At 69.2% G+C, this 23,740-nt stretch carries 23 protein-coding genes; 9 read left to right on the top strand and 14 right to left on the bottom strand.

Annotated features, from left to right (window positions below; all coding sequences use genetic code 11):
• Nucleotides 1-148 precede the first annotated feature (148 nt).
• A complete protein-coding gene (gene ssd, locus ABZ412_RS03135; RefSeq protein WP_357275602.1) occupies nucleotides 149-1,462 on the bottom strand; it encodes a septum site-determining protein Ssd in 1,314 nt (437 codons plus the stop codon).
• A gap of 437 nt (nucleotides 1,463-1,899) precedes the next feature.
• Here ssd and ABZ412_RS03130 point away from each other — a divergent pair, with 437 nt between their 5' ends.
• Nucleotides 1,900-2,700, top strand: a complete 801-nt coding sequence (locus ABZ412_RS03130) for an HAD-IB family hydrolase (RefSeq protein ID WP_357275601.1) — start codon at nucleotides 1,900-1,902, stop codon at nucleotides 2,698-2,700.
• 469 nt (nucleotides 2,701-3,169) lie between these two features.
• On the opposite strand, the gene ABZ412_RS03125 is transcribed toward ABZ412_RS03130, so the two are convergent.
• From ABZ412_RS03125 to ABZ412_RS03105, 5 genes are all read right to left on the bottom strand, one after another.
• Nucleotides 3,170-3,916, bottom strand: coding sequence for an oxidoreductase (locus ABZ412_RS03125; protein WP_357275598.1), 747 nt, complete (start codon nucleotides 3,914-3,916; stop codon nucleotides 3,170-3,172).
• Between the two features lie 61 nt (nucleotides 3,917-3,977).
• Nucleotides 3,978-5,648 (bottom strand): ABC transporter ATP-binding protein, encoded by a 1,671-nt coding sequence (locus ABZ412_RS03120; RefSeq protein ID WP_357275596.1) that lies wholly within the window; start codon nucleotides 5,646-5,648, stop codon nucleotides 3,978-3,980.
• On the bottom strand, nucleotides 5,645-6,604 hold the full coding sequence (locus tag ABZ412_RS03115; RefSeq protein WP_357275594.1) for an ABC transporter permease: 960 nt from the start codon (nucleotides 6,602-6,604) through the stop codon (nucleotides 5,645-5,647). Before ABZ412_RS03115 ends, ABZ412_RS03120 begins: the two co-directional genes overlap by 4 nt.
• Before the next feature lie 13 nt (nucleotides 6,605-6,617).
• Nucleotides 6,618-7,544, bottom strand: coding sequence for an ABC transporter permease (locus ABZ412_RS03110; RefSeq protein ID WP_357275592.1), 927 nt, complete (start codon nucleotides 7,542-7,544; stop codon nucleotides 6,618-6,620).
• 4 nt (nucleotides 7,545-7,548) lie between these two features.
• Nucleotides 7,549-9,060, bottom strand: coding sequence for an ABC transporter substrate-binding protein (locus tag ABZ412_RS03105; RefSeq protein ID WP_357275953.1), 1,512 nt, complete (start codon nucleotides 9,058-9,060; stop codon nucleotides 7,549-7,551).
• A gap of 298 nt (nucleotides 9,061-9,358) precedes the next feature.
• On the opposite strand from ABZ412_RS03105, the gene acs reads away from it, so the two are divergent.
• The 4 genes from acs (at nucleotide 9,359) to ABZ412_RS03085 (ending at nucleotide 14,290) form a co-directional block, all read left to right on the top strand.
• Complete coding sequence (gene acs, locus ABZ412_RS03100) at nucleotides 9,359-11,305, top strand: acetate--CoA ligase (protein ID WP_357275589.1); 1,947 nt, start codon at nucleotides 9,359-9,361, stop codon at nucleotides 11,303-11,305.
• A 203-nt stretch (nucleotides 11,306-11,508) separates the two neighbouring features.
• Nucleotides 11,509-12,735 (top strand): Na+/H+ antiporter NhaA, encoded by a 1,227-nt coding sequence (gene nhaA / locus ABZ412_RS03095; protein WP_357275588.1) that lies wholly within the window; start codon nucleotides 11,509-11,511, stop codon nucleotides 12,733-12,735.
• 41 nt (nucleotides 12,736-12,776) lie between these two features.
• On the top strand, nucleotides 12,777-13,319 hold the full coding sequence (locus tag ABZ412_RS03090; RefSeq protein ID WP_357275585.1) for a phage holin family protein: 543 nt from the start codon (nucleotides 12,777-12,779) through the stop codon (nucleotides 13,317-13,319).
• 23 nt (nucleotides 13,320-13,342) lie between these two features.
• Nucleotides 13,343-14,290: an alpha/beta hydrolase gene (locus tag ABZ412_RS03085; RefSeq protein WP_357275583.1), complete on the top strand. Its 948-nt coding sequence runs from the start codon at nucleotides 13,343-13,345 to the stop codon at nucleotides 14,288-14,290.
• Nucleotides 14,291-14,353: 63 nt separating this feature from the next.
• Here the strand turns inward: ABZ412_RS03085 and ABZ412_RS03080 are convergent, their stop codons facing one another.
• From ABZ412_RS03080 to nth, 4 genes are read right to left on the bottom strand one after another with little or no spacing between them, the layout of a single operon-like run.
• Nucleotides 14,354-15,547 carry a MarP family serine protease gene (locus ABZ412_RS03080; RefSeq protein ID WP_357275580.1) on the bottom strand — a complete coding sequence of 398 codons (1,194 nt, stop codon included), beginning with the start codon at nucleotides 15,545-15,547 and terminating at the stop codon, nucleotides 14,354-14,356.
• On the bottom strand, nucleotides 15,544-16,272 hold the full coding sequence (locus ABZ412_RS03075) for a CoA pyrophosphatase (RefSeq protein ID WP_357275577.1): 729 nt from the start codon (nucleotides 16,270-16,272) through the stop codon (nucleotides 15,544-15,546). Before ABZ412_RS03075 ends, ABZ412_RS03080 begins: the two co-directional genes overlap by 4 nt.
• A gap of 40 nt (nucleotides 16,273-16,312) precedes the next feature.
• Nucleotides 16,313-16,969: a TlpA disulfide reductase family protein gene (locus tag ABZ412_RS03070; protein WP_357275575.1), complete on the bottom strand. Its 657-nt coding sequence runs from the start codon at nucleotides 16,967-16,969 to the stop codon at nucleotides 16,313-16,315.
• On the bottom strand, nucleotides 16,966-17,646 hold the full coding sequence (nth, locus tag ABZ412_RS03065; protein ID WP_357275950.1) for an endonuclease III: 681 nt from the start codon (nucleotides 17,644-17,646) through the stop codon (nucleotides 16,966-16,968). Before nth ends, ABZ412_RS03070 begins: the two co-directional genes overlap by 4 nt.
• 307 nt (nucleotides 17,647-17,953) lie before the next feature.
• Between nth and ABZ412_RS03060 the strand changes: the two genes are divergently transcribed.
• Nucleotides 17,954-18,181: a hypothetical protein gene (locus ABZ412_RS03060; RefSeq protein WP_081986109.1), complete on the top strand. Its 228-nt coding sequence runs from the start codon at nucleotides 17,954-17,956 to the stop codon at nucleotides 18,179-18,181.
• Nucleotides 18,182-18,450: 269 nt separating this feature from the next.
• The gene (locus tag ABZ412_RS03055; protein ID WP_019044571.1) at nucleotides 18,451-19,125 is read left to right on the top strand and encodes a Crp/Fnr family transcriptional regulator; all 675 of its coding nucleotides are present in this window, start codon (nucleotides 18,451-18,453) and stop codon (nucleotides 19,123-19,125) included.
• Nucleotides 19,126-19,249: 124 nt separating this feature from the next.
• On the opposite strand, the gene ABZ412_RS03050 is transcribed toward ABZ412_RS03055, so the two are convergent.
• The 3 genes from ABZ412_RS03050 to ABZ412_RS03040 form a co-directional block, all read right to left on the bottom strand.
• Nucleotides 19,250-20,056 (bottom strand): MBL fold metallo-hydrolase, encoded by an 807-nt coding sequence (locus ABZ412_RS03050; RefSeq protein ID WP_357275572.1) that lies wholly within the window; start codon nucleotides 20,054-20,056, stop codon nucleotides 19,250-19,252.
• Between the two features lie 89 nt (nucleotides 20,057-20,145).
• Nucleotides 20,146-20,601, bottom strand: coding sequence for a RidA family protein (locus ABZ412_RS03045; protein ID WP_357275570.1), 456 nt, complete (start codon nucleotides 20,599-20,601; stop codon nucleotides 20,146-20,148).
• Nucleotides 20,601-20,765, bottom strand: a complete 165-nt coding sequence (locus tag ABZ412_RS03040) for a DUF4177 domain-containing protein (protein ID WP_213558954.1) — start codon at nucleotides 20,763-20,765, stop codon at nucleotides 20,601-20,603. Before ABZ412_RS03040 ends, ABZ412_RS03045 begins: the two co-directional genes overlap by 1 nt.
• A gap of 268 nt (nucleotides 20,766-21,033) precedes the next feature.
• On the opposite strand from ABZ412_RS03040, the gene ABZ412_RS03035 reads away from it, so the two are divergent.
• Together ABZ412_RS03035 and ABZ412_RS03030 are read left to right on the top strand one after the other, a co-directional pair.
• On the top strand, nucleotides 21,034-22,053 hold the full coding sequence (locus tag ABZ412_RS03035) for an ArsA-related P-loop ATPase (RefSeq protein WP_357275568.1): 1,020 nt from the start codon (nucleotides 21,034-21,036) through the stop codon (nucleotides 22,051-22,053).
• Nucleotides 22,054-22,055: 2 nt separating this feature from the next.
• Entirely contained in the window at nucleotides 22,056-23,231 is a 1,176-nt protein-coding gene (locus ABZ412_RS03030) for an ArsA family ATPase (protein ID WP_357275565.1), read from the top strand.
• A gap of 146 nt (nucleotides 23,232-23,377) precedes the next feature.
• Here the strand turns inward: ABZ412_RS03030 and ABZ412_RS03025 are convergent, their stop codons facing one another.
• Nucleotides 23,378-23,701, bottom strand: coding sequence for a WhiB family transcriptional regulator (locus tag ABZ412_RS03025; protein WP_033089817.1), 324 nt, complete (start codon nucleotides 23,699-23,701; stop codon nucleotides 23,378-23,380).
• Nucleotides 23,702-23,740 lie beyond the last annotated feature (39 nt).

Raw genomic sequence — 23,740 nt, 5'->3', positions numbered from 1 at the left:
GGCCCGGACCCGATACGGCAGTAGGTCAATCGCCCGGCGGTCGATCGCGCGTGTGACAGCGGACCCCCGCCCGCTGCCCGTGAGGTGCGCGCATCCGGCCAGATGCCCACGAGCACCCGCTGCAACCGGCAGCGCCCGCACCCCGGCATCATCGGCCCACCTGCGCTGACGCCTGTGCCCCCGCGTGGGTGCCACGGGCCCGGGCGAGACTCCACCAGAACGGGCCCGGGTGGCGCGCTGCGCGGTCATGGCCGGGGCCACCGGCGAACAAGGCCGTCAGCGCGGACTCGGCGGCGGTGCGGAGCGGACCGCGACGGCGCACGGTGAGGCCACCCCGTTCCAGGCGTTCGGTCAGCCCCGGCTGGGAGGGAACGGCCGACAGCAGTGGCAGCGCGAGGGTCTCCGCGATTTCGGTGGGCGTGAGGCCGCCGGGGGCCGGTCCGCGGATGATCAAGCGCACATGCGGGTTTCGAGCCTTCAGGTAGGCCGCCGCGGACTCCGCCGCCGCGATCGAACGCAGCCGCGCCGGCGTCACCAGCACCACCAGATCCGCCAGATCGAGAACCTGATCCGTGTGCGGACCATGATCGCTGGACAGGTCGGCGACCACCAGATCACCGGCCGCGCGACCGCCCTCCAGGACGGCGCGCACCGCCGTCGGCGCCAGCGGCGAATTCGCCCGACCGCCATCCGCCCACGCGCCGCCCGACGCCTTCGATCCGGAGCCGAGTTCGGTTGCCACTCCGGAGATTCCGGAGCACCCGGTCATCTCGCCGCGATCGATCTCGCAGCCCTCCGCATCGAGTTCCCCTGCGGGAGTGGCTCTTCCACACGAGAGGACCGCCAGCCCGAAGGCGCTGGGCAGGGCCTCGTGCAGCGCCGATGCGGCGACACGGCCGTGTTCGATGGTGAGGTCGGGCCAGCGCAGGCCCGCGTGCTTCTCCAGACCGAGCAGCAGATCGAGGCCGCCGCCGTAGGGCGCGCAGTCGACGAGCAGCGTGCGGTCGCGGAAACGCCCTGCGGCGGTGAGGGCTACGGCGGCGGCGAGCACCGAGGCGCCCGCACCGGCGCCCGCGCCCGCGACCGCGAGGACCGCGCCGTCGCCGGGACGGCGGCCGTCGTGGGCGGCGAAGGCGGCGATCAAGGCGTCGGCCGCGGCCGGCAGGGGAAGGACTTGTTCGGCGCCCGCCGCGGTGGCTGCTTGCCAGTCGAGCAAACTCGGCTCGCCGTCGGTCACCAGGAGGATCCCCGGGCGGCGGGGGTGCCCGGCGGATACGCAGCTATGCGCGGCGGCGGTGTCGAGGATGATGACGGACGCGGCTGTCCAGGGGTGTCGACCCGGGGGTGGCACGCGTTCGTCGAGCGGGCGGTCGGCCGCGGCGGCGATGCGGCGGATCTCCTCGCGCAGACGGGGATCGGCGACCAGCGCGAGCGCGGGTGGGGTGGCGACATCGGAGTTCATGCAGGTCAGCGTCGCCTGATTGACGAAGCGGCGACAGCGGCCCGACGGCGAGTGTGGATAACACGCGGCCTGTGCACAATTCGGGAAGCGTGGGCGGATCCGAAACCGCCTGAAATAGAGGACGGCCCCAGCCGGGGGGGGAGGAGGCTGGGGCCGTCGGGTTCAGCCCCGGGGGGTCGGGCTGAACGCGCCTGGACCATGTCCAGGTAACTGCGATACTACACCCAAGCCCCGGCCGTATTGCAAGTCCGCCCGGCGAGTCTTTTTCCCGTCCTGACCGCCCGGCTTCCAGCTGGCTAACCCCGGCGAACCCCGGTTCGAACGTGACGTCGACCATGGTCGCCGACCGAGTCACATGAAGGACCCCGGCGCATCGGGGACCCGCGCGGGACGACCCATGACGCCCGCCGCGCGGCACGGAACCATATCCTGGACCCGTGACAGCCGAACGCGGACGAGTCGCCGCCTTCTTCGATCTCGACAAGACAGTGATCGCCCGGTCGAGCGCCTTCGTCTTCAGCAAGCCGTTCCTGGACCAGGGGCTGCTCAGCCGGCGCGCGGTGTTGGAGAGCAGCTACGCGCACTTCCTGTTCCTGTTGTCCGGCGCTGATCACGACCAGATGGAGCGCATGCGCGAGCACCTCACCAAGATGTGCGCCGGCTGGGATGTCGACCAGGTGCGCTCGATCGTCGCCGAGACCCTGCACGACATCGTGGACCCGCTGATCTACGCCGAAGCCGCGGATCTCATTGCGGACCACCGGATTCGGGGACACGACGTGGTGATCGTCTCCGCCTCCGGCGAGGAGGTGGTGGCCCCGATCGCGGCCGCCCTGGGCGCGGATCATTTCGCCGCCACCCGCATGGTGATCGAAGACGGCCGGTACGCGGGCGAGGTGGAGTTCTACTGTTATGGCCCCGGCAAGGTCGAGGCGATCGAAAAGCTTGCCGCGCACTACGATTACGACCTGGACCGCTGCTACGCCTACTCCGACTCGGTGACCGACCTGCCGATGCTGGAGGTGGTCGGCCACCCGACCGCGGTGAACCCGGACCGGGGTCTGCGGCGCGAGGCCGCCGCCCGCGGCTGGCCGGTGCTGGCCTTCTCGAACCCGGTGTCGCTGTGGGCCCGGATCCCGGCGCCGACGACCACCACGGTGGCCGCGACGGTCGCGGTCGGCTTGAGCGCCGTGGCGGCCGGAGCACTGAGCTACCGGCTGCTGCGCCGGCGACGCTGACCCGGTCATTCGTCCGAAACGCCGGGTATGAAACGAGGCGGACGCGCCGGGATTGGAAAGTTTCCGCAGGTCTTGATGTGACGGCGGTCACGGGGTAACAATGGAGGCACGGAAGGACGGAAGGCCAAGATCGGATCGGAAGAGAAGATTCGACCTCCCATCCCACCCTTCCCAGCACGGACACCAGGCACCCACGCGGAGCACGCCGCGACAAGGGCACGGATAGTTGTGGGCCTGCGTTATCCGGGATTTCGAGGGCGAGGGCCTCGCATCCAATGCGGGGATGAACCACCGGATCCCGGAGAGCTCGCCGAGGCCGAAGAGAACACATCCCGAAAAGCACGCTTGGTAACCGGGTAGTCCGTGCTAGCGGGCGGTGAGGTCGCAATCGCGACAACGCCGCCCGCTCTTAATGCGTGTGGAACCTCGAATCACAGTGGTGCACACGCATTTTCGATGTCGGGGGTGTTTATCCCGAGGCCGCGTCCGCGATCGACCGGGCTTCGCGCGCGCCGTCCTCGAGCGCGCCGCAGGTGAAGATCACCCAGCCGCCGACCCCGTCGGGGGTGCCCATGCCGAAGGAGGCCGCCGCGTCCAGATACGCCTGACGGCGGCGGAGCCAGAAAACCTCGGGAACGCCGAGGCTGTGGGGGTCAAGACCGCTGGACACCGCGACGAGCCGGGAGGCGGCACGGGCGACGATCCCGTCGGCGGTGCCGAAAGGCCGCAGTGAGAGCAGCTCACCGTGGACGACGGCCGCGATGACCGGCGCGGGGGCTTTGGTCGTGGTGACGGTCTGGGCGAGCAGGTCCAGGCGCTCGGCGACTCCGGGCACGTTGCGCGGGCGGCCCAGCTGCTGCTGGTCCTCGACCATGTCGGCCGCGGCGAGCAGGTGCAGGCGGGCCAGGGCCTGGAGAGGTGCGCGCTGCCAGACGCCGACCAGGTTGGTGAGGGCTTCCGCGTCCAGCGCCTGCCCGACGCGCAGCGAGCCGGCGAGAATCGGGTCCTCGACATTGCCGTCGGCGGGCAGGTCGATGGTGCCGCCCTCGATGGCGGCCGACGAGCGGGCCGCGCGGACGGCGGCCTCGGCGGCGGTGGTAGGCCAGCCGCGCCGGTTCGCCCGGTGGCGGTGCACCTCGGCGAGGGCGTCACGGGCCTTGTCGGCGGCGTCGCGCACGCCGGGCAGGTCGACGAGGGGCTGCAGCGGGTCGGTCACGAGATACGAGGCTACTGGCTGGTCACCAGCGCCCCGGCCACCACCTCGCGCCCCGGCCCCGTCAGCTCACGTGCAGATCGCGGCCGGGGATGGCTTCGAGCAGGCGCTGGGTATACGGCGACCGCGGGTTCGCGAACAGGTCGGTGGTGGACGCCGATTCGGCCACCTTGCCGTCCTGCATGACCAGGACCGAATCGGCGATCTGCCGCACCACCGCGAGGTCGTGGGTGATGAACAGGTAGGAGAGCCCGAATTCGGCCTGCAGCGTGTTGAGCAGCTCGAGGATCTGGTCCTGCACCAGGACGTCGAGCGCGGACACCGCCTCGTCGCACACGATCAGCTCGGGTTCCAGCGCCAGCGCGCGGGCGATGGCGACGCGTTGCCTTTGGCCGCCGGACAATTCGCGCGGATAGCGGGCGGCCACGGCGGACGGCAGGGCCACCAGGTCCAGGAGTTCCCGGACGCGGGCGTCGCGCGACTCCCGGGTGCCGATGCGGTGGGTGCGCAGCGGTTCGGCGATGGCGCGATGGATCGAGTAGGTGGGATCCAGTGACCCGTACGGGTTCTGGAAGATCGGCTGGATCCGCCGCCGGAAGGCGAGCGGCGTCCGGCGGGCGAGCTCGGCGACGTCCTTGCCGTCGAAATGCACCGAACCCGCTGTGGGCGTGTCCAATCCGAGCACCAGCGACGCCACCGTCGTCTTGCCGGAGCCCGATTCCCCGACCAGCGCGGTGGTGGTCCCCCGCCGCAGCCGGAACGAGACGTCTTCGGCCGCGGTGAATTCCGTGTGCTTCCACGGCACCGACCCGCGCACCCGATACTGCTTGGTGAGCCCCTCGGCGACCACGATGTCGTCGGGTACGTCGGCCGCTTCGGCGTCGGCCACATCGATGGCGAGGTCCCGGTAGGCGGCGCGTTCGGTGGTGGTGGCGCTGCGCCGAGCCGCCAGCGAGGGCGCCGCGGCCACCAGTCGCCGGGTGTATTCGTGGCGGGGATCGCGCAGGATCTCCGCGGCCGGTCCGGATTCCACCACCCGCCCGCGGTACATGACCACCAGGTGTTCGGCGCGTTCGGCGGCGAGCCCGAGGTCGTGGGTGATGAGCAGCAGCGCGGTGCCGAGTTCGCGGGTCAGTTCGTCGATGTGGTCGAGGATCTGGCGTTGCACGGTGACGTCGAGCGCGGAGGTCGGTTCGTCGGCGATGAGCAGTTTCGGCCGCGCCGAGAGCCCGATGGCGATGAGCGCGCGCTGCCGCATCCCGCCGGAGTATTCGTGCGGGTACTGGCCGGCGCGCCGTTCGGGTTCCTTGATCCCCGCCTCGGCGAGCAGTTCCACGGCTCGCTGCCGTGCGGCCCGTCCGCGCGCGATGCCGTTGGCGGCCAGGGTTTCCGAGATCTGGAATCCGACTTTCCACACCGGGTCGAGGTTGGACATGGGGTCCTGCGGCACGAATCCGATCCCATTGCCGCGCACCGCGACCAGCTCCGAGTCGGATGCTCCCGCGAGATCCCGCCCCTGGAACAGGATGCTGCCGGATTCGACGCGCCCGCCGCCGGGCAGCAGTCCGATGACGGCGTGCGCGGTGGTGGATTTCCCGGACCCGGACTCCCCCACGATGGCCACGGTCTGGCCGGGGTACACGGTGAGGTTCACCCCGCGCACCGCCTCGACCCGGTTGTCCCCGGATCCGAAACACACTCGCAGGTCCCGGATGTCGAGCACGGGCTCGGTCATCGCCGCTCCTTGGGGTCGAGTGCGTCGCGCAGCGCGTCGCCGAGCATGATGAAGCCGAGCACGGTCAGCGCCAGTGCGGTGGCCGGGTAGAACAGGATGAGCGATCCGGCGCGCAGTTGCCGCTGGCCGGCCGCGATGTCCGCGCCCCAGGACACTTCGGTGGGCGGCAGTCCGACGCCGAGGAACGACAGGGTGGCCTCGGTGACGATGAAGACGCCCAGCCAGATGGTGGTCACCACGATGACCGGTCCGAGCGCGTTGGGGATGATGTGCCGCACCAGGATCCGGAATCGCGACACCCCGAGCGCCTTGGCCGCGAGCACGTAGTCGTTACCCTTGGCGGCGAGGACCGAGCCGCGGGCGATGCGCGCCACCTGCGGCCAGGTGAAGGCCGCGAGGATGGCGATCACCACCCAGATGGTGCGGTGCCCGGCCAGCTGCATGAGGACGATGGCGGCCAGCATGAGCGGGATGGCGTACACGATCTCGGCGATCCGGGAGATGATCGAATCCAGCGGTCCCCCATAGAATCCCGCGAGCGCGCCGAGGCTGCCGCCGACGAGCAGGAACAGCAGGGTGGCCCCGACGCCGGTGAGCACGGAGGCCCGCGCGCCGTAGATGGTGCGGGCGTAGATGTCGCAGCCTTGCAGGTCGTAGCCGAACCAGTGGTCCCGATTCGGCGGCGCGAGACTGAAATCCACCACGCAGTGCCGCGGATCCTGTCCGGTGAACAGGCCCGGGAACGCGGCGACCAGCAGCACCAGCACGATGATGGCCATCGAGACCAGGAACAGCGGTTTCCGGCGCAGCTGCCGCCAGGCCGAGCCCCAGAATCCGGCGGGCGCGCCGTGCACGTCGACCCGGTCGGTGGCGACCACTTCGACGGCGTCGGGCGGCGCCACCCAGCGTTGCTGGCCGGGTCGCGGATCACGCCGGGGCGGTGAGGTTTCGGGCATATCGGCGCTCCCGTCAGGCATAGCGGATCCGCGGGTCGAGCACGGCGTAGAGCAGGTCCACGATCAGGTTGGAGAGCAGGAAGATGACGATGAGCGCGGTCACGAAGGACACCACGGTCGGCGCCTCACCGCGCACCACGGCCTGGTAGAGGGTGCCGCCGACGCCGGGGATATTGAAGATGCCCTCGGTGACGATGGCCCCGCCCATGAGCGCGCCCAGGTCGGCGCCCACGAAGGTGACCACCGGGATCAGCGAATTGCGCAGGATGTGCACCACGACCACCCGCCGCCGCGGCAGGCCCTTGGCGGTGGCGGTGCGCACGAAGTCGGCGTCCTTGTTCTCCGCCACCGAGTTCCGGGTCAGCCGCAGCACGTAGGCGAAGGACAGCGAGGCGAGGACCAGCGCGGGCAGGACGAGCCGCGGGATGCTCACGTCGGAGCCGACGGTGACGGGCGCGAGATGCCAGCTGACGCCGAACAGGAACTGGGCCAGGAACCCGATCACGAAGATGGGCATGGCGATCACGAGCAGGCTGAGCACCAGCATGGTGGAGTCGAACCAGCCGCCCTTGCGCAATCCGGCGATCACGCCGAACGCGATGCCGAACACCGCCTCGAAGAACACCGCGAGCAGGGCCAGCCGGAAGGTGATCGGGAAGGCGCGGGCGAGCACTTCGCGCACCGGCCGTCCCGAGTACGAGGTGCCGAAGTCGAGGGTGACGATGCCCTTCAGGTAGTGCAGGTATTGCCACCAGAACGGTTTGTCCAGCCCGTATTGCGCCTTCAGCTGCGCTTCCAGCGCCGGTGTCAGCGTGCGCTGCCCGGCCAGCGCCGTGACCGACCCGCCGGTGACCTTCCAGATCAGGAAGTAGATGAGCAGCGTCGCGCCGAAGAACACCGGGATCATCTGCAGCAGCCGCCGCGCTATGTACCAGGCCATCAGGTCACCTCAGCTCGATGTTCTCGAAGTCGGCCAGGCCGTTCCAGGTCATGACCACGTCGCGGACGCGTTTGGAGTAGCCGGCGGAGTTGATGTAGTCGAAGACCGGGATGGTGGGCAGGTCGTGCAGCAGCACGGATTGGGCCTGCCCCACCAGCTTCCACGATTCCTGTTCGGTGGGCGCGGCTTCGGCGGCGGTGAGCAGCCGGTCGAATTCCGGGTTGCTGTAGTCGACGTCGTTGGTCTCCGAGCCGGTCACGAAGCCGGGTTCGAGGAATTGCAGCATGGTCGGATAGTCACCCTGCCAGCCGTAGCGGAAGGCCTTGCCGATGGTGCGGTGCACGACCTGGTCACGCAGTTGCTTGAAGGTCGGGTAGGGCGCGCCGACCGCGTCGATGTGCAGCGTGTTGCGAATGCTGTTGGCCAGGGCGTCGATCCAGGACTGATGGCCGCCGTCGGCGTTGTAGGCGATTTCGAAGCGCCCGCTCCAGGGTGCGATGGCGTCGGCCTGGTTCCACAGCCGGACGGCCTCGGCCGGGTTGTAGTCGAGGACGTTCGAGCCGGGCAGGTTCGGGTTGTAGCCGGGCAGGACCGCGGAGGTGAAGTCGCGGGCGGGAATTCGGGTGCCGTGGAAGATCTTCCGCCCGATCTGCGCGCGGTCGATGGCCATCGAGAGGGCCTGCCGTCGCAGCCGTCCCTCCTCGCCGCCGAAGTGGGCCATATTGGGCTGGAAGCCGAGCCACTGGTTCTGCGCGGTGGGGGCCTCGATCGCGCGGTCGCCGAGATCGCGCTGGTACACGGCGATGGCGCTGTCGGGGATGGTGTCGAGTACGTCGAGGTTGTCGGCCAGCAGATCGGAATAGGCGGCGTCGAAGTTGGAGTAGAACACGAAGGTGAGGCCCTTGTTGCGCGGCGGCCGCCCGCCCCGGTAGCTCTCGTTGGGCACGACGGTGAGCTGCACGTCGTGCTGCCAGGCATTGCCGTCGGCGAATCGATAGGGGCCGTTGCCGATCGGTCGCTCCCCGAAGGCCTTCATGTCCTTGAAGGCGGCGGCGGGCAGCGGATAGAACGGCGCGTAGGCCAGCCGGGTCCGGAAGTCGATGGTCGGCGCGACCAGGTCGACGGTGAAGTGCAGGTCGTCGACCACCTTCAGCCCCGACATGGTCTGCGCGCGTGGTGGATCGGCCTGCACGTCCGCGAATCCGGCGATCGGCCCGTAGGTGTAGCTCTGCAGTTGCGCGTTGGTGACCAGCGCACCATAGTTCCAGGCGTCCACGAAAGAGTGTGCGGTGACCGGTGTTCCGTCGCTGAAGGTCCACCCGGGCTTCAGGGTGATCCGGTAGTGCTGCTGGTCGGTGGTGTCGATGGATTCGGCCACCTCGTCGTGCAGCGCGCCGCGCTGGTCGATGTAGCGCAGTCCCGCGAACAGCCGGTCGACGATGCGCCCGCCGCCGTTCTCGTTGGTATTGGACGGGATCAGCGGATTCTGCGGTTCGGTGCCGTTGACTGCGATCATGTCGCCGTAGACCGGGGTGACGGCGCATCCGGTCAGGCTCGCGGCCGCGATCAGCGCGAGTACGGCGGCCAGCACGGCGATCCCTCTGATTCTCAACGCGTTCTCCCGCCTCGAGCCGCTGTCGGTGACAGGGACAGTAGTGACCGCCACCGCCCTTGTCAGGGGATCGCATCACCGTGTGTCCCGGGGGCCGCCCCACCGATCGAGACAGCGAAGCCCGGCCCAGGTCACAGTCGGTTAGGGTCGGACGTGGCCGTCGTCACCCACGCGGCTTGCACGCGAGAGAAGAAGAGACGAGATGACCGAGACATCCGCAGACCACCTGGATGCCTATCCGCCCAGCGCTGAGTTCGCGGCCGCCGCCAATGGCGACGCCTCTCTTTATGCTCGATCGCAGTCCGACCGGGAGGGCTTCTGGGCCGAGCAGGCGCGCCGCCTGCACTGGCATCAGCCGTTCACCCAGGTGCTGGACTGGACCGACGCCCCCTTCGCCACGTGGTTCGCCGACGGCAAGCTGAACGTCGCCTACAACTGTGTGGACCGGCACGTGCTCGACGGGCACGGCGATCAGGTCGCCATCCACTGGGAGGGCGAGCCGGGCGATTCCCGCGACCTCACCTACGCCGACCTGCTGGCCGAGGTGTCGAAGGCCGCCAACTACCTGACCGGTCTCGGCCTGGTCGCCGGCGATCGGGTCGCCATCTACATGCCGATGGTCCCCGAGGCCATCGTGTCGATGCTGGCGTGCGCCCGCCTGGGCCTGACCCATTCGGTGGTGTTCGCGGGCTTCTCGCCCAGCGCCCTGCGCCAGCGCGTCGACGACGCCGCGGCCAAGCTGGTCATCACCACCGACGGCCAGTGGCGGCGCGGTGCCGCGGCGCCGCTCAAGGCGGCCGTGGACGAGGCGCTCGCCGAGGGCGAGTCGACCGTCGAGCACGTGCTCGTGGTGCGCCGCACCGGCCTCGACACCGAGATGACCGAGGGCCGCGACCTGTGGTGGGACGAGACGGTCGCGCTGTCCTCCCCCGAGCACGAGGCACAGGCCTTCGACGCCGAGCACCCGCTGTTCATCCTCTACACCTCCGGCACCACCGGGAAGCCCAAGGGCATCCTGCACACCTCCGGCGGCTACCTGACCCAGGCGGCGTACACCCACCACCAGGTGTTCGACCACAACCCCGGCCAGGACGTGTACTGGTGCACCGCCGACATCGGCTGGGTGACCGGGCACAGCTACATCGTGTACGGCCCGCTGGCCAACCGCGCCACCGAGATCGTCTACGAGGGCACCCCGAACTTCCCGGACGAGCACCGGCACTGGCAGATCATCGAGAAGTACGGCGTCAGCATCTATTACACGGCGCCGACGCTGGTCCGCACCTTCATGAAGTGGGGCCGCGAGATCCCGGACGCGCACGACCTGTCGAGCCTGCGGCTGCTGGGCTCGGTCGGCGAGCCGATCAACCCGGAGGCCTGGCGCTGGTACCGGGATGTGGTGGGCGGCAACCGAACTCCCATCGTGGACACCTGGTGGCAGACCGAGACCGGCGCCATCATGATCTCCCCGCTGCCCGGCGTCACCGCGGCCAAGCCGGGCGCGGCCATGACCCCGCTGCCCGGTATCTCCGCGAAAGTGGTTGACGAGGAGGGCAATCCGGTCCAGCTGGGCGAGACCGAGGCCAACGGGTACCTGGTGCTCGACGAGCCGTGGCCGTCCATGCTGCGCGGCATCTGGGGCGACAACGAGCGCTATGCGGACACCTACTGGTCCCGCTACGCCGAGAAGGGCTGGTACTTCGCCGGCGACGGCGCCAAGCTCGACAAGGACGGGGACCTGTGGGTGCTCGGCCGCGTCGACGACGTGATGAACGTGTCGGGCCACCGCATCTCGACCGCCGAGGTGGAGTCCGCGCTGGTCGGGCACTCGGGCGTGGCCGAGGCGGCGGTGGTCGGCGCGTCCGACGACACCACCGGCCAGGGCATCGTGGCGTTCGTGATCCTGACCGCCGAGGCCAAGGACACCGGTGCGGATCTGATCACCGAGCTCAAGGCCGAGGTCTCCCGCGAGATCTCCCCCATCGCGCGCCCGCGGGAGATCCACGTGGTGCCGGAGCTGCCCAAGACCCGCTCGGGCAAGATCATGCGCCGCCTGCTGCGCGACGTGGCCGAGGGCCGCGAACTGGGCGACACCTCAACCCTGGTGGACCCCAACGTCTTCGAGGCCATCCGGGCCGGCAAGGCGTAACCGGTAGCACCCCGCGCGAGGCCCTCCGATCGCTGATCGGGGGGCCTCGCTGCCGTGGGATGGTCAAGAAGTTCCAGGCAAACCGTTAGAATTGCGCAAAAAGGTGTGCCGGGAAGTCTGGTCGGCATGCGGTTGTGCCGATGATCCCGTCAGTGGTGTGCACGCCGCTGTTCTGTCGAACGCACGGCTGAAAGGTGCACCCGGTGATCGCTCAGGTCCGATCGGAGCTCACGCGCTATCTGAGAACCGAAACCTTCGGTGGCGCACTCCTTCTCATCGCCGCGGCGAGCGCGCTCATCTGGGTCAACTCACCGTGGGGCGCGAGCTACACCACCATGGTCGAGACCAAGCTCGCGATTCCCGCCCTCCACCTGGACCTCACGCTGGCCGACTGGACCAAGGACGGCCTGCTCGCCGTCTTCTTCTTCGTCGCCGGACTGGAGCTCAAACGCGAGCTGGTGATCGGCGAGCTCGCCGATCGCAAACGCGCCACCCTGCCCATCGTGGCCGCCGTCGGCGGCGTGATCATGCCCGCGATCATCGCCATGGTGGTCGGGCACGGCGTGGAGGGCATGGATCGCGGCTGGGCCATCCCGGTGGCCACCGACATCGCCTTCGCGCTGGCCGTGCTGGCCATGACGGGGTCGCGGATCCCGGCCGGCGCCCGGGTGTTCCTGCTCAGCCTGGCCGTGGTGGACGACCTGATCGCCATCATCCTGATCGCGGTGCTGTTCACCACCACCCTGAAGATGCTGTGGCTGCTGATCGCCGTCCTGTGCTTCGCGGGCTGGGCGCTGGGCCAGCGGTTCCGGATCGGCACCCCGTTCCTCTATGTGCCGCTGGGCCTGCTGTCCTGGTACACCCTGCACGAGGCCGGGATTCACGCCACGCTGGCGGGCGTCGCGTGCGGCCTGCTCACCCGGGTGCGCCCGGATCCCGGCGAGGACGAGCACTGCGTGCCCGCGGCCCGGCTCGAGCACTTCTTCCAGCCCATCTCCGCGGCGCTGTGCGTGCCGCTGTTCGCGCTGTTCGCCTCCGGCGTCCCGCTGGATTCGGCCGTGCTGTCGAAGCTGTTCACCAACCGGATGTCGCTGGCCATCATCCTGGGTCTGCTGGTCGGCAAGACAGTCGGTATCTTCGGATTCAGTTGGCTCGCCGTGCGGTTGAGGATCGCCGAACGACCGGGGGATCTCGGGTATCGGGACATGTTCGCCCTGTCGGTACTGGGCGCGATCGGCTTCACCGTTAGCCTCTTGGTGGCAGAACTGGCCTTGGAAGACGTCGGCGACGGGTCGGCGGCAGAACTCGCGAAAGCGGCTGTGTTGCTCACGTCTTTGACGGCTTCCCTGGCCGGTTCGGCGCTACTGTTGCGTCGTGGCCGTGCTCACCAGGCACGACGTGACGAGCGCGCACTGCAAAGTCAAGAGTGACACCGGAACGTACTACCGGGACATGGAGAAGGGTCGAGCAATTGAGCTTCACACAGGGCGGTAACGGCTACGACGGGAACCGCACCCGCACCGTCACCTCGATTCCGTTGTCCGATATCGACGCCCATCAGTCGGCCACCATCGGCAGTCTGGTCCGCGACGCCACCGAGCAGATGTCGACCCTGGTGCGCGCCGAGGTGGAGCTCGCCAAGACCGAGGTCACCGGCGAGATCAAGAAGGGCCTGCAGGGCAGCGTCTTCTTCATCCTGGCGCTGACCATCCTGCTGTTCAGCTCCTTCTTCTTTTTCTTCTTCCTCGCCGAACTGCTCGACGTGTGGCTGTACCGCTGGGCCGCGTTCCTGGTGGTGTTCCTGCTGATGATCGCGGCGGTCGCGGCGTTCGCGCTGCTCGGCTACCTCAAGGTGCGCAAACTGCGCGCGCCGGAGAAGACCATCGGCTCGCTGAAGGAGACCCAGACGCTGCTGTCGAGCAGCTTCAGCCACTCCGACGAGCACTCGGTGGACGCCACCGTCGGCAGTACCGATAAATTCGGCTCCGCCGAAGTCGGCAAGCCCCGGGCCTAGACCTTCGATTACGCTCCTTCGGCGTGTCGTCGAAATCGCAGCCGGATCCGTCCGCAGTCCGCTATGACGGGCCGTGGACCCATCGCGACGTGCGCGCCAACGGCATTCGCTTCCACGTCGTCGAGGCCGCGCCCGAACCCGCCCAGCCCGGAACCAGCGCGCCGCTGGTGCTGCTGCTGCACGGTTTCGGCGATTTCTGGTGGTCGTGGCGGCATCAGCTGACCGGACTGGCCGCGCGCGGCTACCGCACCGTCGCGGTGGACCTGCGCGGCTACGGCGACACCGACAAGCCGCCGCGCGGCTACGACGGCTGGACCCTCGCCGGTGACGTGGCCGGACTGGTCCGGGCCCTCGGGCACACCGAGGCCACCCTGGTCGGGCACGCCGAGGGCGGGCTGGTGTGCTGGGCCACCGCGGTCCTGCACCCCCGGGTGGTGCGGTCCATCGCCCTGATCAGCTCCCCGCACCCGGTGGCGCTGAAGCGGGCCGTGCTGCGCGACGACGCGCAACGCTCGTCCTGGCTGCCCGGCTTCCTGCGCTACCAGCTGCCGCGCCTGCCCGAGCACCGGCTCACCCGCGACGACGGCATCGAGATCGAACTGCTGCTGCGCGACCGGGTCAGCGAACGGTTCTCGGCCACCGAGGAATTCGCCGACACCGCCCGCCGCATGCGCACCGCCATCCGGATCCCCGGCGCCGCGCATTGCGGGCTGGAATACCAGCGCTGGGCCTTCCGCAGCCAATGGCGGCCCGACGGACGGCGATTCATGGCCGCCATGAGCGAGCCCGTACGGGTGCCGACACTGGCGATGTACGGCGACCGCGACCCCTACATCCTGCCGAGCACCATCCACCGGGGACCGCAGCTGTCGCCGGAGCGGCGGCTGGTCGAGATTCCCGGCGCGGGTCACTATGCGCACCAGGAGAATCCGGAACCGGTGACCGCGGAGATCGCGAAAATGCTGGCCTGACCGGCCCGCCCACCGAAGCGGCCCCCGGCGAATCCTGTCGCCGGGGGCCGCTTTCGGTCTCGATCAGCTCAGCACGCAGCTGCCGGTGCCGACGGCCGTCGTCTGGCTCGACGCCGTATCCAGTTCCGGCTTCACCTCGTCGAGGGTCAGCACGTACCCGGTGTCGTCGTCGGTGACGGCCGCGCCGAACACCACGCCCAGGATCCGGCCGTCGGTGTCCACCAGCGGACCGCCCGAGTTACCGGCCCGGACCTGACCACGGATGGTGTACACCTCGCGCTTGACATCGGCGTCGCGGTAGATGTTGGGGCCCTTGAGGTTCAGCGTCTCGCGCACCCGGGCCGCGCTGGCCGTGTAGCGCCCGCCGCCCGGGTAGCCGAGCACGATGGAGCTCTCGCCCGTGCCGGCGTCCTTCGGGGCCAGCGCCAACGGCTGGGCATTGAGGCCCGGCACCGCGAGGATCGCGACGTCCTTCTGCGAATCGAAGAGCACCACGGTCGCCGGGAGCGGGCCGCGCGCGGTGTCCACGCTGACGCTGTTGGTGCCCGCCACCACGTGGGCGTTGGTCATGACCCGCTCGGGGGCCACCACGAAGCCCGAACCCTCCAGCTGCCGTTGGCAACTGGGCGCGATGCCGCGGATGCGCAGCACGCTGCCCTGCAACTGCTGGGCGATGGGCAACTGCAGCACGCTGGCGTCGGGCGGCTCCACCGCGGTGATCGGGACATGCCCGAACGGGCCGATGACATCCGGCAGCCCGGAGGTGTTGAGCAGGTTGGAGAAGTCGGTCGGCACCCGGCGCAGCCAGTCCGGCGCGACGTGGTCGACATTGCGCAGCACCTGGGAGTTGGTGACCGCGGCCGCGATGCCCGGCTGCGAGGAGTTGGTCAGCGGCAGCGCCAGCAGCCACGCGGTGGCCAGCACCGCCACCGCCTGCAGGCCCGCGCCCACCACGCTGTCCACGCTGCGGGTGAACGGATCCCGCATGCCGCCGCGCGCGGCCCGCCCGATCACCATGCCCGCGACCTCGCCGATGATCACCAGCGCCACGATGAGCAGCACGCCCACCAGCACCCGCGTCCGCCCCTCGCTGAGGTGCTTCAGAATGTGCGGCGCGATCAGGATTCCGGCCACCGCGCCAAGGATGACGCCCAGGAAGGCGAGCGCCGAGGCGACCGCGCCCTGCCGCCACCCGGAGGTGGCCGCGAGCAACGCCAGAATGATGATGCCGAGGTCGAGCCAGCCAGAGGCGCTCATAATGTCATCCCTACCGCGGCCAGCGAGGCCTGCAGATCACGTACATCGTGATGGTCCCATTCGTGTTCCCACCCGGATACCGCCAGCAGTCCGGCGAGCACGCCGGCGGTGAACCCCCACACCAGCATTCCGTCCACGGTGAACGCCGGGCCCATATAGCCCAGCGGATGCCGCACCACGAAACGATTGGCCGGGTCGATGAGCTCCCTCACCGGCACCCGCGCCACACGGGCCGCCTCGGTCTCGCTCACCACACCTACCGCGCCGGGCGTGCGCCAATAGGCGACCACCGGGGTCACATCGAACCGCGACGGCGGCACGAAGATCTTGGGCAGCACCGCGAGCGGCTCCACGCTCGCCGGATCCAGGCCGGTCTCCTCGTTGGCCTCGCGCAGGGCGGTGCCGATCGGGCCGTCGTCCTGCGGCTCCACCCCGCCGCCGGGGAACGCCACCTGGCCGCTGTGCTGTCGCAGGGTGGCGGCACGCTGGGTGAGCAGTACGTCGGCGTCGGCCGGAAGCCCGCCCGGCGCATCGGGATCCGCCTCCGGGGAACCGCCGAACAGCACCAGCACGGCCGCGTCCCGGGGCCGGGTCGCGGCCGCGGCGAACCGCCGCATGGCACTGCGGCGCAGGACCGGGTTCACGCCGGTGGGGTCGGCCGGATCGTGCTCGGCCACCCCGCGCAGCCAGGCCGGAATCCCATTGCTGGACGCCTCGAGTCTCATCACCACACCCTCACCGAAAACCACCGCGGACCGGCCGCGCTCACGCCCGGACTCCCAATTCGGCCGCGACGGTATCGGAAATGTCCTCGACGCTGCGGAACGGGCGCACCACGACTTTGGCAACGGTGCCGTCCGCGCGCAACAGCACCGAGATCGGCAGCACGGCGGGCGCGCCGACCGCGGCGCGGACCTTGGAGTTCGGATCCACCACACCCGGCAGGTGGATGCCCAGCCCGCTCAGCCGCGACAGCGCCTTGCCGGTGCCGGGATCGCTGTGCACGGTCAGCACCGTGAGAGCGGTCCCCGCCTGCTGCGAGAACTGTTGCAGCAGCGGCAGTTCCTCCGCGCACGGGCCGCACCAGTAGGCCCACAGGTTGATCAGCGCGGGCTTGCCCGCCAGCGCCGTGACCAGGTCCACGGGCTTGCCGTCGGCCAGGCAGTCCAGGGTGATGCCGCGCAGCGGGGTGTCACCGACGGCCGCGCCGGTGGGCTGCGGGCAGGAAGCCAGCGCGGCCGCGGCCCGATCGGCCTCGGCGACCGCCGGTTCGGCGGGGGCGGTGGTCGACCCGGTGGCGGTGCTCTTGTCATCGGTGCGGGTGAGCTGCGGCCACAGCGCGACGACGGCCGCCACGGCGACGATCACCGCCACCAGGACCCAGCGCCACCAGATGTTGCCCCGCGTCGCCTCGGCGCTCACAGGCCGACCAGTTCGAGAAGGTGCTCGGTCTCCGGGCCCTTCACGAGTTTGGCGGCCTCGGCCGGATCGGTTGGGCCGGTCCCGAAGGAGGGGCAGTCGTTGGCCAGCAGGCAGGCGCCGCACGCGGGCTTGCGGGCATGGCAGACGCGGCGGCCGTGGAAGATCACCCGGTGCGAGAGCATGGTCCAGTCGCGGCGCTCGATCAGCGCGCCGACGGCATGCTCTACCTTGACCGGATCCTCCTCGGCGGTCCAGCCCCAGCGCCGTACCAGTCGCCCGAAGTGGGTGTCGACGGTGATGCCGGGGACCCCGAAGGCATTGCCGAGGACGACATTCGCGGTCTTGCGCCCGATCCCCGGCAGGGTGACCAGTTCGTCCAGGGTGCTCGGCAGTTCCCCGTCGAATCGCTCGACCAGTTCCTGCCCGAGCCCGATCAGCGAATTGGCCTTGTTCCGATAGAAGCCGGTGGGCCGGATGTACTCCTCCAGCTCGGCGCGATTGGCCTCGGCGTAATCGCGTGCGCTGCGGTACTTCACGAACAATGCCGGTGTGGTCTGGTTCACCCGCACATCGGTGCACTGCGCGGAAAGAATTGTGGCGACCGCCAATTCGAGCGGCGTAGTGAAATCAAGCTCACAGTGCGCGTCGGGGAACTCCCGTGTCATTTCCCGATACATCCGCCGCGCGCGCCTGACCAGGCCGGTCCGAGTCTCTTTGTCGCGCTTGCGCGCTTTGGCCGGGCGCGTGAACGATGGCGCATCCGCGACACCGACCGCGGCCTCGGCAGGAACCGTGGCAGCGTCCGATTTCGCTGTCGCGAGGCCCGAATTATCCGGGTCTGCCCCGCTCAGGGCCGCGTTGGATTCAGTGACACGCACGCGTCCACCTTACGGAACCAGCACTACGTCACAACCGGCCAGCGGACCTGCCGTGTTCCATCTGAGACCTTTGGCGTGTTTACTGCTGCCTATGCAAGGACTCGCTGTGGTGCTGTTTCCGATAGCGCTGATGCTGTTCGCGTTGGTGATGGAACGGGTCGAGAATCGACTGCGCAAGTTGCTCGAACCCGACCCGGAGGTTCAGCAGTACCTTGATCGAGCCACGAATGCCGAGGTCAGCGATCTGACCAAGCTGGGATTGCCGGCCGCCGCCGCGCGGCCCCGACGGGCCCGGCCCGCGGCCAAGGGAATGGACGTCGCACAGGCCAGCTGACCCGGGCGGGTCGGCGGTCGAGTGGTCCGGTGGCTTCGAGCCCCGGACCACTTTTTACGATCTTCATGACGCCGGTCTCACGGCGTGTCGTAGATTCGTGTGAAGCGTGTCGCACGTTGCGTTGTGTGTCGCGTACTGGGCTCCGCGTATCCGAGTATCAGCTCGGCGCGTGGTGTCTATCACTACCCGGCGGTAATGCAAAGTAGACTGCACTGTCGGCCGAGTCGTTTCGGTCCAGGACAGAGCCATTTCCCATAAGGAGCACATTCGTGGACGAGGCCCTCGCCAGAGCAGGCATCTTCCAAGGCGTCGAGCCCACCGCGGTGGCCGCTCTCGCCAAACAACTACAGCCCGTTGATTTTCCGCGCGGCCACGTCATCTTCAACGAGGGTGAGCCCGGCGACCGGCTGTACATCATCACCTCGGGCAAGGTGAAGATCGGCCGCCGCTCCCCCGACGGCCGGGAGAACCTGCTGACGATCATGGGCCCGTCCGACATGTTCGGCGAGCTCTCGATCTTCGACCCGGGCCCGCGCACCTCGACGGCCACCACCGTCACCGAGGTCAGAGCCGTCACCATGGACCGGGACGCGCTCAAGGCGTGGATCGACCAGCGTCCGGAGATCGCCGAGCAGCTGCTGCGGGTGCTCGCCCGCCGCCTGCGGCGCACCAACAACAACCTGGCCGACCTGATCTTCACCGACGTGCCGGGTCGTGTCGCCAAGGCGCTGCTGCAGCTCGCCCAGCGCTTCGGCACCCAGGAAGCGGGCGCCCTGCGCGTGACCCACGACCTGACCCAGGAAGAGATCGCCCAGCTGGTCGGCGCCTCCCGCGAAACCGTGAACAAGGCCCTGGCCGACTTCGCGCACCGCGGCTGGCTGCGGCTCGAGGGCAAGAGCGTGCTGATCTCCGACTCGGAGCGGCTGGCGCGCCGCGCTCGCTGACGCGAGACGGACAAACGAATACGCGGAAAGGATCGGGCATCACCTCCGTAGCGGTGCCCGATCCTTTCGCGTTTCCGTGCGCCCAGCCCTGCGACCCGTGCGCCCAGCCGTGCGACCTGTGTGCCTAGCCCTGCGAACGCAGGTAGGCCAGCTGGGCTTTCACCGAACTGTGCGCCGCGGGCCAGAGCCGCTTGTCGACATCGGCGTAGACCTCGGCGACGATCTGCAGGGCTTTGACGTTGGGGCCCAGCTTCTCCAGCGCCGCACGCACCTGGTTGAGGCGCTCCTCGCGGTGCGCGATGTAGTAGCGAATGACCGGTTCGGCATCCGGATGGTCCGGGCCGTGCGCCGGGAGCAGGGTGCGGCCGGGGGCCACCGACACCAGGCGATTCAGCGAATCCAGATACGCGGCCAGCGCGCCGTCGGAGGATTCGAGGACCGTGGTCCCACTCCCCAGGACGGTGTCACCGGTGAGCAGGACCCGCTCGCCGTCCGGGCCGTCGACCAGAAAACTCAGCGAATCCCCGGTGTGACCGGGGGTGGCGAGCACGGTGATGCGCACCCCGGCCGCCTCGATGACCTCCCCGTCGGCCAGGACCGTGCCCGAGCCGCGCAGGAATTCGGAGCCCTTGGCGCGCACCGGGGTTCCGGTGGCCTTCACCAGGTGGTCGATGCCGTCGGTGTGATCCGCGTGCTCGTGGGTGATCAGCGTCAGCGCGATCTCACCGCCGGTCGCGCGGACCAGCGCCTCGGTGTGCTTGCGATCCTTCGGACCCGGGTCCACCACAACATATTCCGTGGCGCCGGGGGCGCGGAGCAGCCAGGTGTTGGTGCCCTGCAACGTCATTCCGCTGGGGTTGTCGGCCAGGACGACGGCGGCGGACGGAGTCACTTGCCGCAGTTGTTCGTACGCGGGGTGGGTGAGCGTCATACTGTTCCGTCCTAATGCACCGCGCGTGATGCGTCCAGTGTTGGACGCATCACGCTTTCTACTGTGCCCCAAAGGATTTCAGTGGGGGGTTATCGCACTTCGGCGATGAGCTCCACCTCGACCGGGGTGTCGAGCGGCAGCTCGTTGACGCCGACCGCCGAGCGGGCGTGCACCCCGGCCTCGCCGAGGACCGCGCCCAGCAGCTCGGACGCGCCGTTGATGACCAGCGGCTGGCTGTTGAAACCGGCTGCCGAGGCCACGAAGCCGACCACCTTGACGATGCGCACGACATTGTCGAGGCCGACCAGGTCGTGCACCACCGCGAGCGCGTTGAGCGCGGCCAGCTTGGCCAGCTCCGCGCCCTGCTCGATGGTGATCTCGGCACCGAGCTTGCCGGTCAGCGGCAGTTCGCCGTTGACGAACGGCAGCTGGCCGGAGGTGTAGACGTAATTGCCGGTCCGGACGCCCGGCACGTACACCGCGACCGGCTTCGGCGCGACCGGCAGTTCAAGCCCGAGCTCCTTCAGGTTCTCGGCCCAGGTCATCAGCTCTTCGCCCGCTTCAGGTAGGCGACGTGCTGTTCACCGGTCGGTCCGGGCAGCACGGTGACGAGTTCCCAGCCGTCGGAACCCCACTGGTCGAGGATGGCCTTGGTGGCATGGGTCAACAGGGGCACCGTCGCGTACTCCCACACGGTCACTTCACTCATGGGCTGAGAGTAGCCCCGGCGGGGTTCCCGCAGTGCCGCACCCCATCTGCCTCCGTGTCGCCCCGGCTGTTCACGGCCCTCGTAACCTCGGCCTCACCCTCCTCCACTCGTCCGCTTCGCTCCCCGCTCCGAGGCGGAGGTCCATCAAGACGCGGTCCAGGCCGAGGCGGTCCGCGAACCAGAAGTGGTGTATCAGACAGTTTGTCGTGCCTGTGGGCAGGAACTCGGAACGGGTTATAGGCTCGCGAGCGTGGGAGTACCGATAGCAGTGCCCGTTTCGGTTGAGCCGGGGGTCGAAGCAGGTTGGCCGGAGCGGGCAGACAAGGCCCGCCTGCATTACGTATCCGGGAAGGGGGGCACCGGGAAGTCGACGGTCGCCGCGGCGCTCGCGCTGGCACTGGCCGCCGGGGGGCGCCGGGTGCTGCTGGTCGAGGTCGAGGGCAGACAGTCCATCGCGCAGCTGTTCGATCTGCCGCCCTTGCCGCCCACCGAGACTCGCATCGCCACCGCGGACGGCGGCGGCGAGGTGATGGCGCTGGCCCTCGACGTCGAGCACGCCTTCCTGGAATACCTCGACATGTTCTACAACCTCGGCTTCGCCGGCCGGGCCATGCGCCGGGTCGGGGCCATCGAGTTCGTCACCACCATCGCGCCGGGCCTGCGGGACGTCATCCTCACCGGCAAGATCAAGGAATGCGCGGTGCGGGCCGACAAGTCCGGCAAGCCCGCCTACGACGAGATCGTCATCGACGCGCCCCCGACCGGCCGGATCGCCAGCTTCCTGGACGTCACCCAGGCCATGGCCGACATCGCCGGCGGCGGGCCGATCGCCGCGCAGGCCGAGGGCGTGTCCAAGCTGCTGCACTCCGAGCAGACCATGATCCACCTGGTCACGCTGCTGGAGGCGCTGCCGGTGCAGGAGACCGCCGACGCCGTCGCCGAACTCACCGCCAACGACCTGAACATCGGCACGGTCATCGTGAACCGGGCCGGCGAGGGCTACCTGCCGCGCACCGTGCGCGAACGCGCCGCCCTCGGCGAGGTCGACGTCGACGCCCTGAAGGCCGGGCTCGCCGAGGCCGGAGTCACCTTGTCCGAGGCCGATTTCCAGGGCCTGGTCGCCGAGACCGTCGAGCACTCCGCGCGCCTGGCCGCCCAGGACGAGAGCGCCGCCGAGCTGTCCCAGCTCGACATCTCGCGGCTGTACCTGCCGTCGCTCACCGACGGCATGGATCTGGGCGGGCTCTACGAGCTCGCCGAAGTCTTGAGCGCGCAGGGGGTTCGCTAGTCATGGTCGTTCCGGCAGGCACTGTGCCCCTGGATGTCTCGAAGATCATCGCCGACCCGTCGGCACGGATCGTGGTGTGCTGCGGTTCCGGCGGCGTCGGCAAGACCACCACGGCCGCGGCCATCGCGCTGCGCGCGGCCGAGACCGGCCGCAAGGTCGTGGTGCTGACCATCGACCCGGCCCGCCGCCTGGCCCAGTCACTGGGCGTCAGCGATCTGGGCAATGTGCCGCAGAAGGTCGAGCTCGGGCCCGAGGCCAAGGGCGAACTGTTCGCCATGATGCTGAACATGCGCCGCACCTTCGACGACATGGTGCTCGAGCACACCACCCCGGACAAGGCCGAGCAGATCTTCGCCAATCCGATCTATCAGACCGTCGCGTCCTCCTTCGGTGGCACGCAGGAGTACATGGCGATGGAGAAGCTGGGCCAGCTCGCGGCCAAGCGGGAGTGGGACCTGATCGTGGTCGACACCCCGCCCTCGCGGAACGCCCTGGACTTTCTGGACGCGCCGAAGCGGCTGGGCAACTTCCTCAACGGCAAGATGATCCGGGTCATCATGGCCCCGGGCCGCGGCGTCGGGAAGTTCGTCGCGGGCGCGATGAGCCTGGCGCTGCGCGGGGTCTCGACCATCGTCGGGGGCCAGCTTCTCAAAGACGCCAGTGTCTTCTTGCAGTCACTGGAATCCATGTTCGGCGGCTTCCAGGATCGGGCCGACCGCACCTACGCGATGCTGTCCCGCCCGGGCACCCACTTCCTGGTGGTGGCCGCGGCCGAACCGGACGCGCTGCGCGAGGCCAGCTTCTTCGTGGATCGGCTCTCGACCGACAAGATGCCGATGGCCGGACTGGTGCTCAACCGCACCCACCCGGTCCTGAGCTCGCTGTCCGGCGAGCAGGCGCAGGTCGCGGCGGATCGCCTGGTCCCGGAGCCCGAGAACGGCGCGACGCCGGAACCCGAGGCGGAGACGCCGGAGGCGCTCGCGGCCGCGGTGCTGCGCATCCACGCCCATCGGGCCGCCACCGCCAAGCGGGAACAGCATCTGCTGCACCGGTTCACGGGCGCCCACCCGAGCGTGCCCATCGTGGCCGTCACCGCGCTGCCCTTCGAGGTGGCCGATCTGGAGGCGCTGCGCGCCGTCGGTGATCAGCTCGTCGAGGCCGGCGCCAAGCCCGCCTGACGCGAACCCGCCGAGCCCTCGGCTCGATTCCGGATTTCGACCCTTTGGTTTGAAATGCCCGATCCGACCCCGGACACGGATCGAGCCCGCTCCCGCGGGCTCGATCCGTTCTGCTTATAGGGGGGATCTAGGTAAGGGATACTCGCTTACATCGCTACCTTCTGTGATCGCTGGACGCGGAAGAAGTCCGCCCAGCTCGTCACCTCCGGGTGCTGCTTCAGCAGCGCACGGCGCTGCCGCTCGGTCATACCGCCCCACACACCGAACTCGACTCGGTTGTCGAGGGCGTCAGCGCCGCACTCCATCAGCACCGGGCAGTGCCGGCAGATGGTTGCGGCCTTGCGCTGTGCCGCGCCACGCACGAACAGCTGGTCGGGATCCACTTCCTTGCATCGGGCCTGGGAAACCCAGGCGATTCTCGCTTCGGCCTGCTCCACGTCCAATCGAGCGATCGGGGTAGTCATGTGCATTTGGTGTGCCCCTTTGCAGTCCGAACACCGGGTCACGGC

Origin of the sequence: Nocardia sp. NPDC005746, from assembly GCF_040630785.1 — a bacterium.
Lineage (GTDB): Bacteria > Actinomycetota > Actinomycetes > Mycobacteriales > Mycobacteriaceae > Nocardia.
This window is presented reverse-complemented; position numbering and strand designations above follow the sequence as displayed.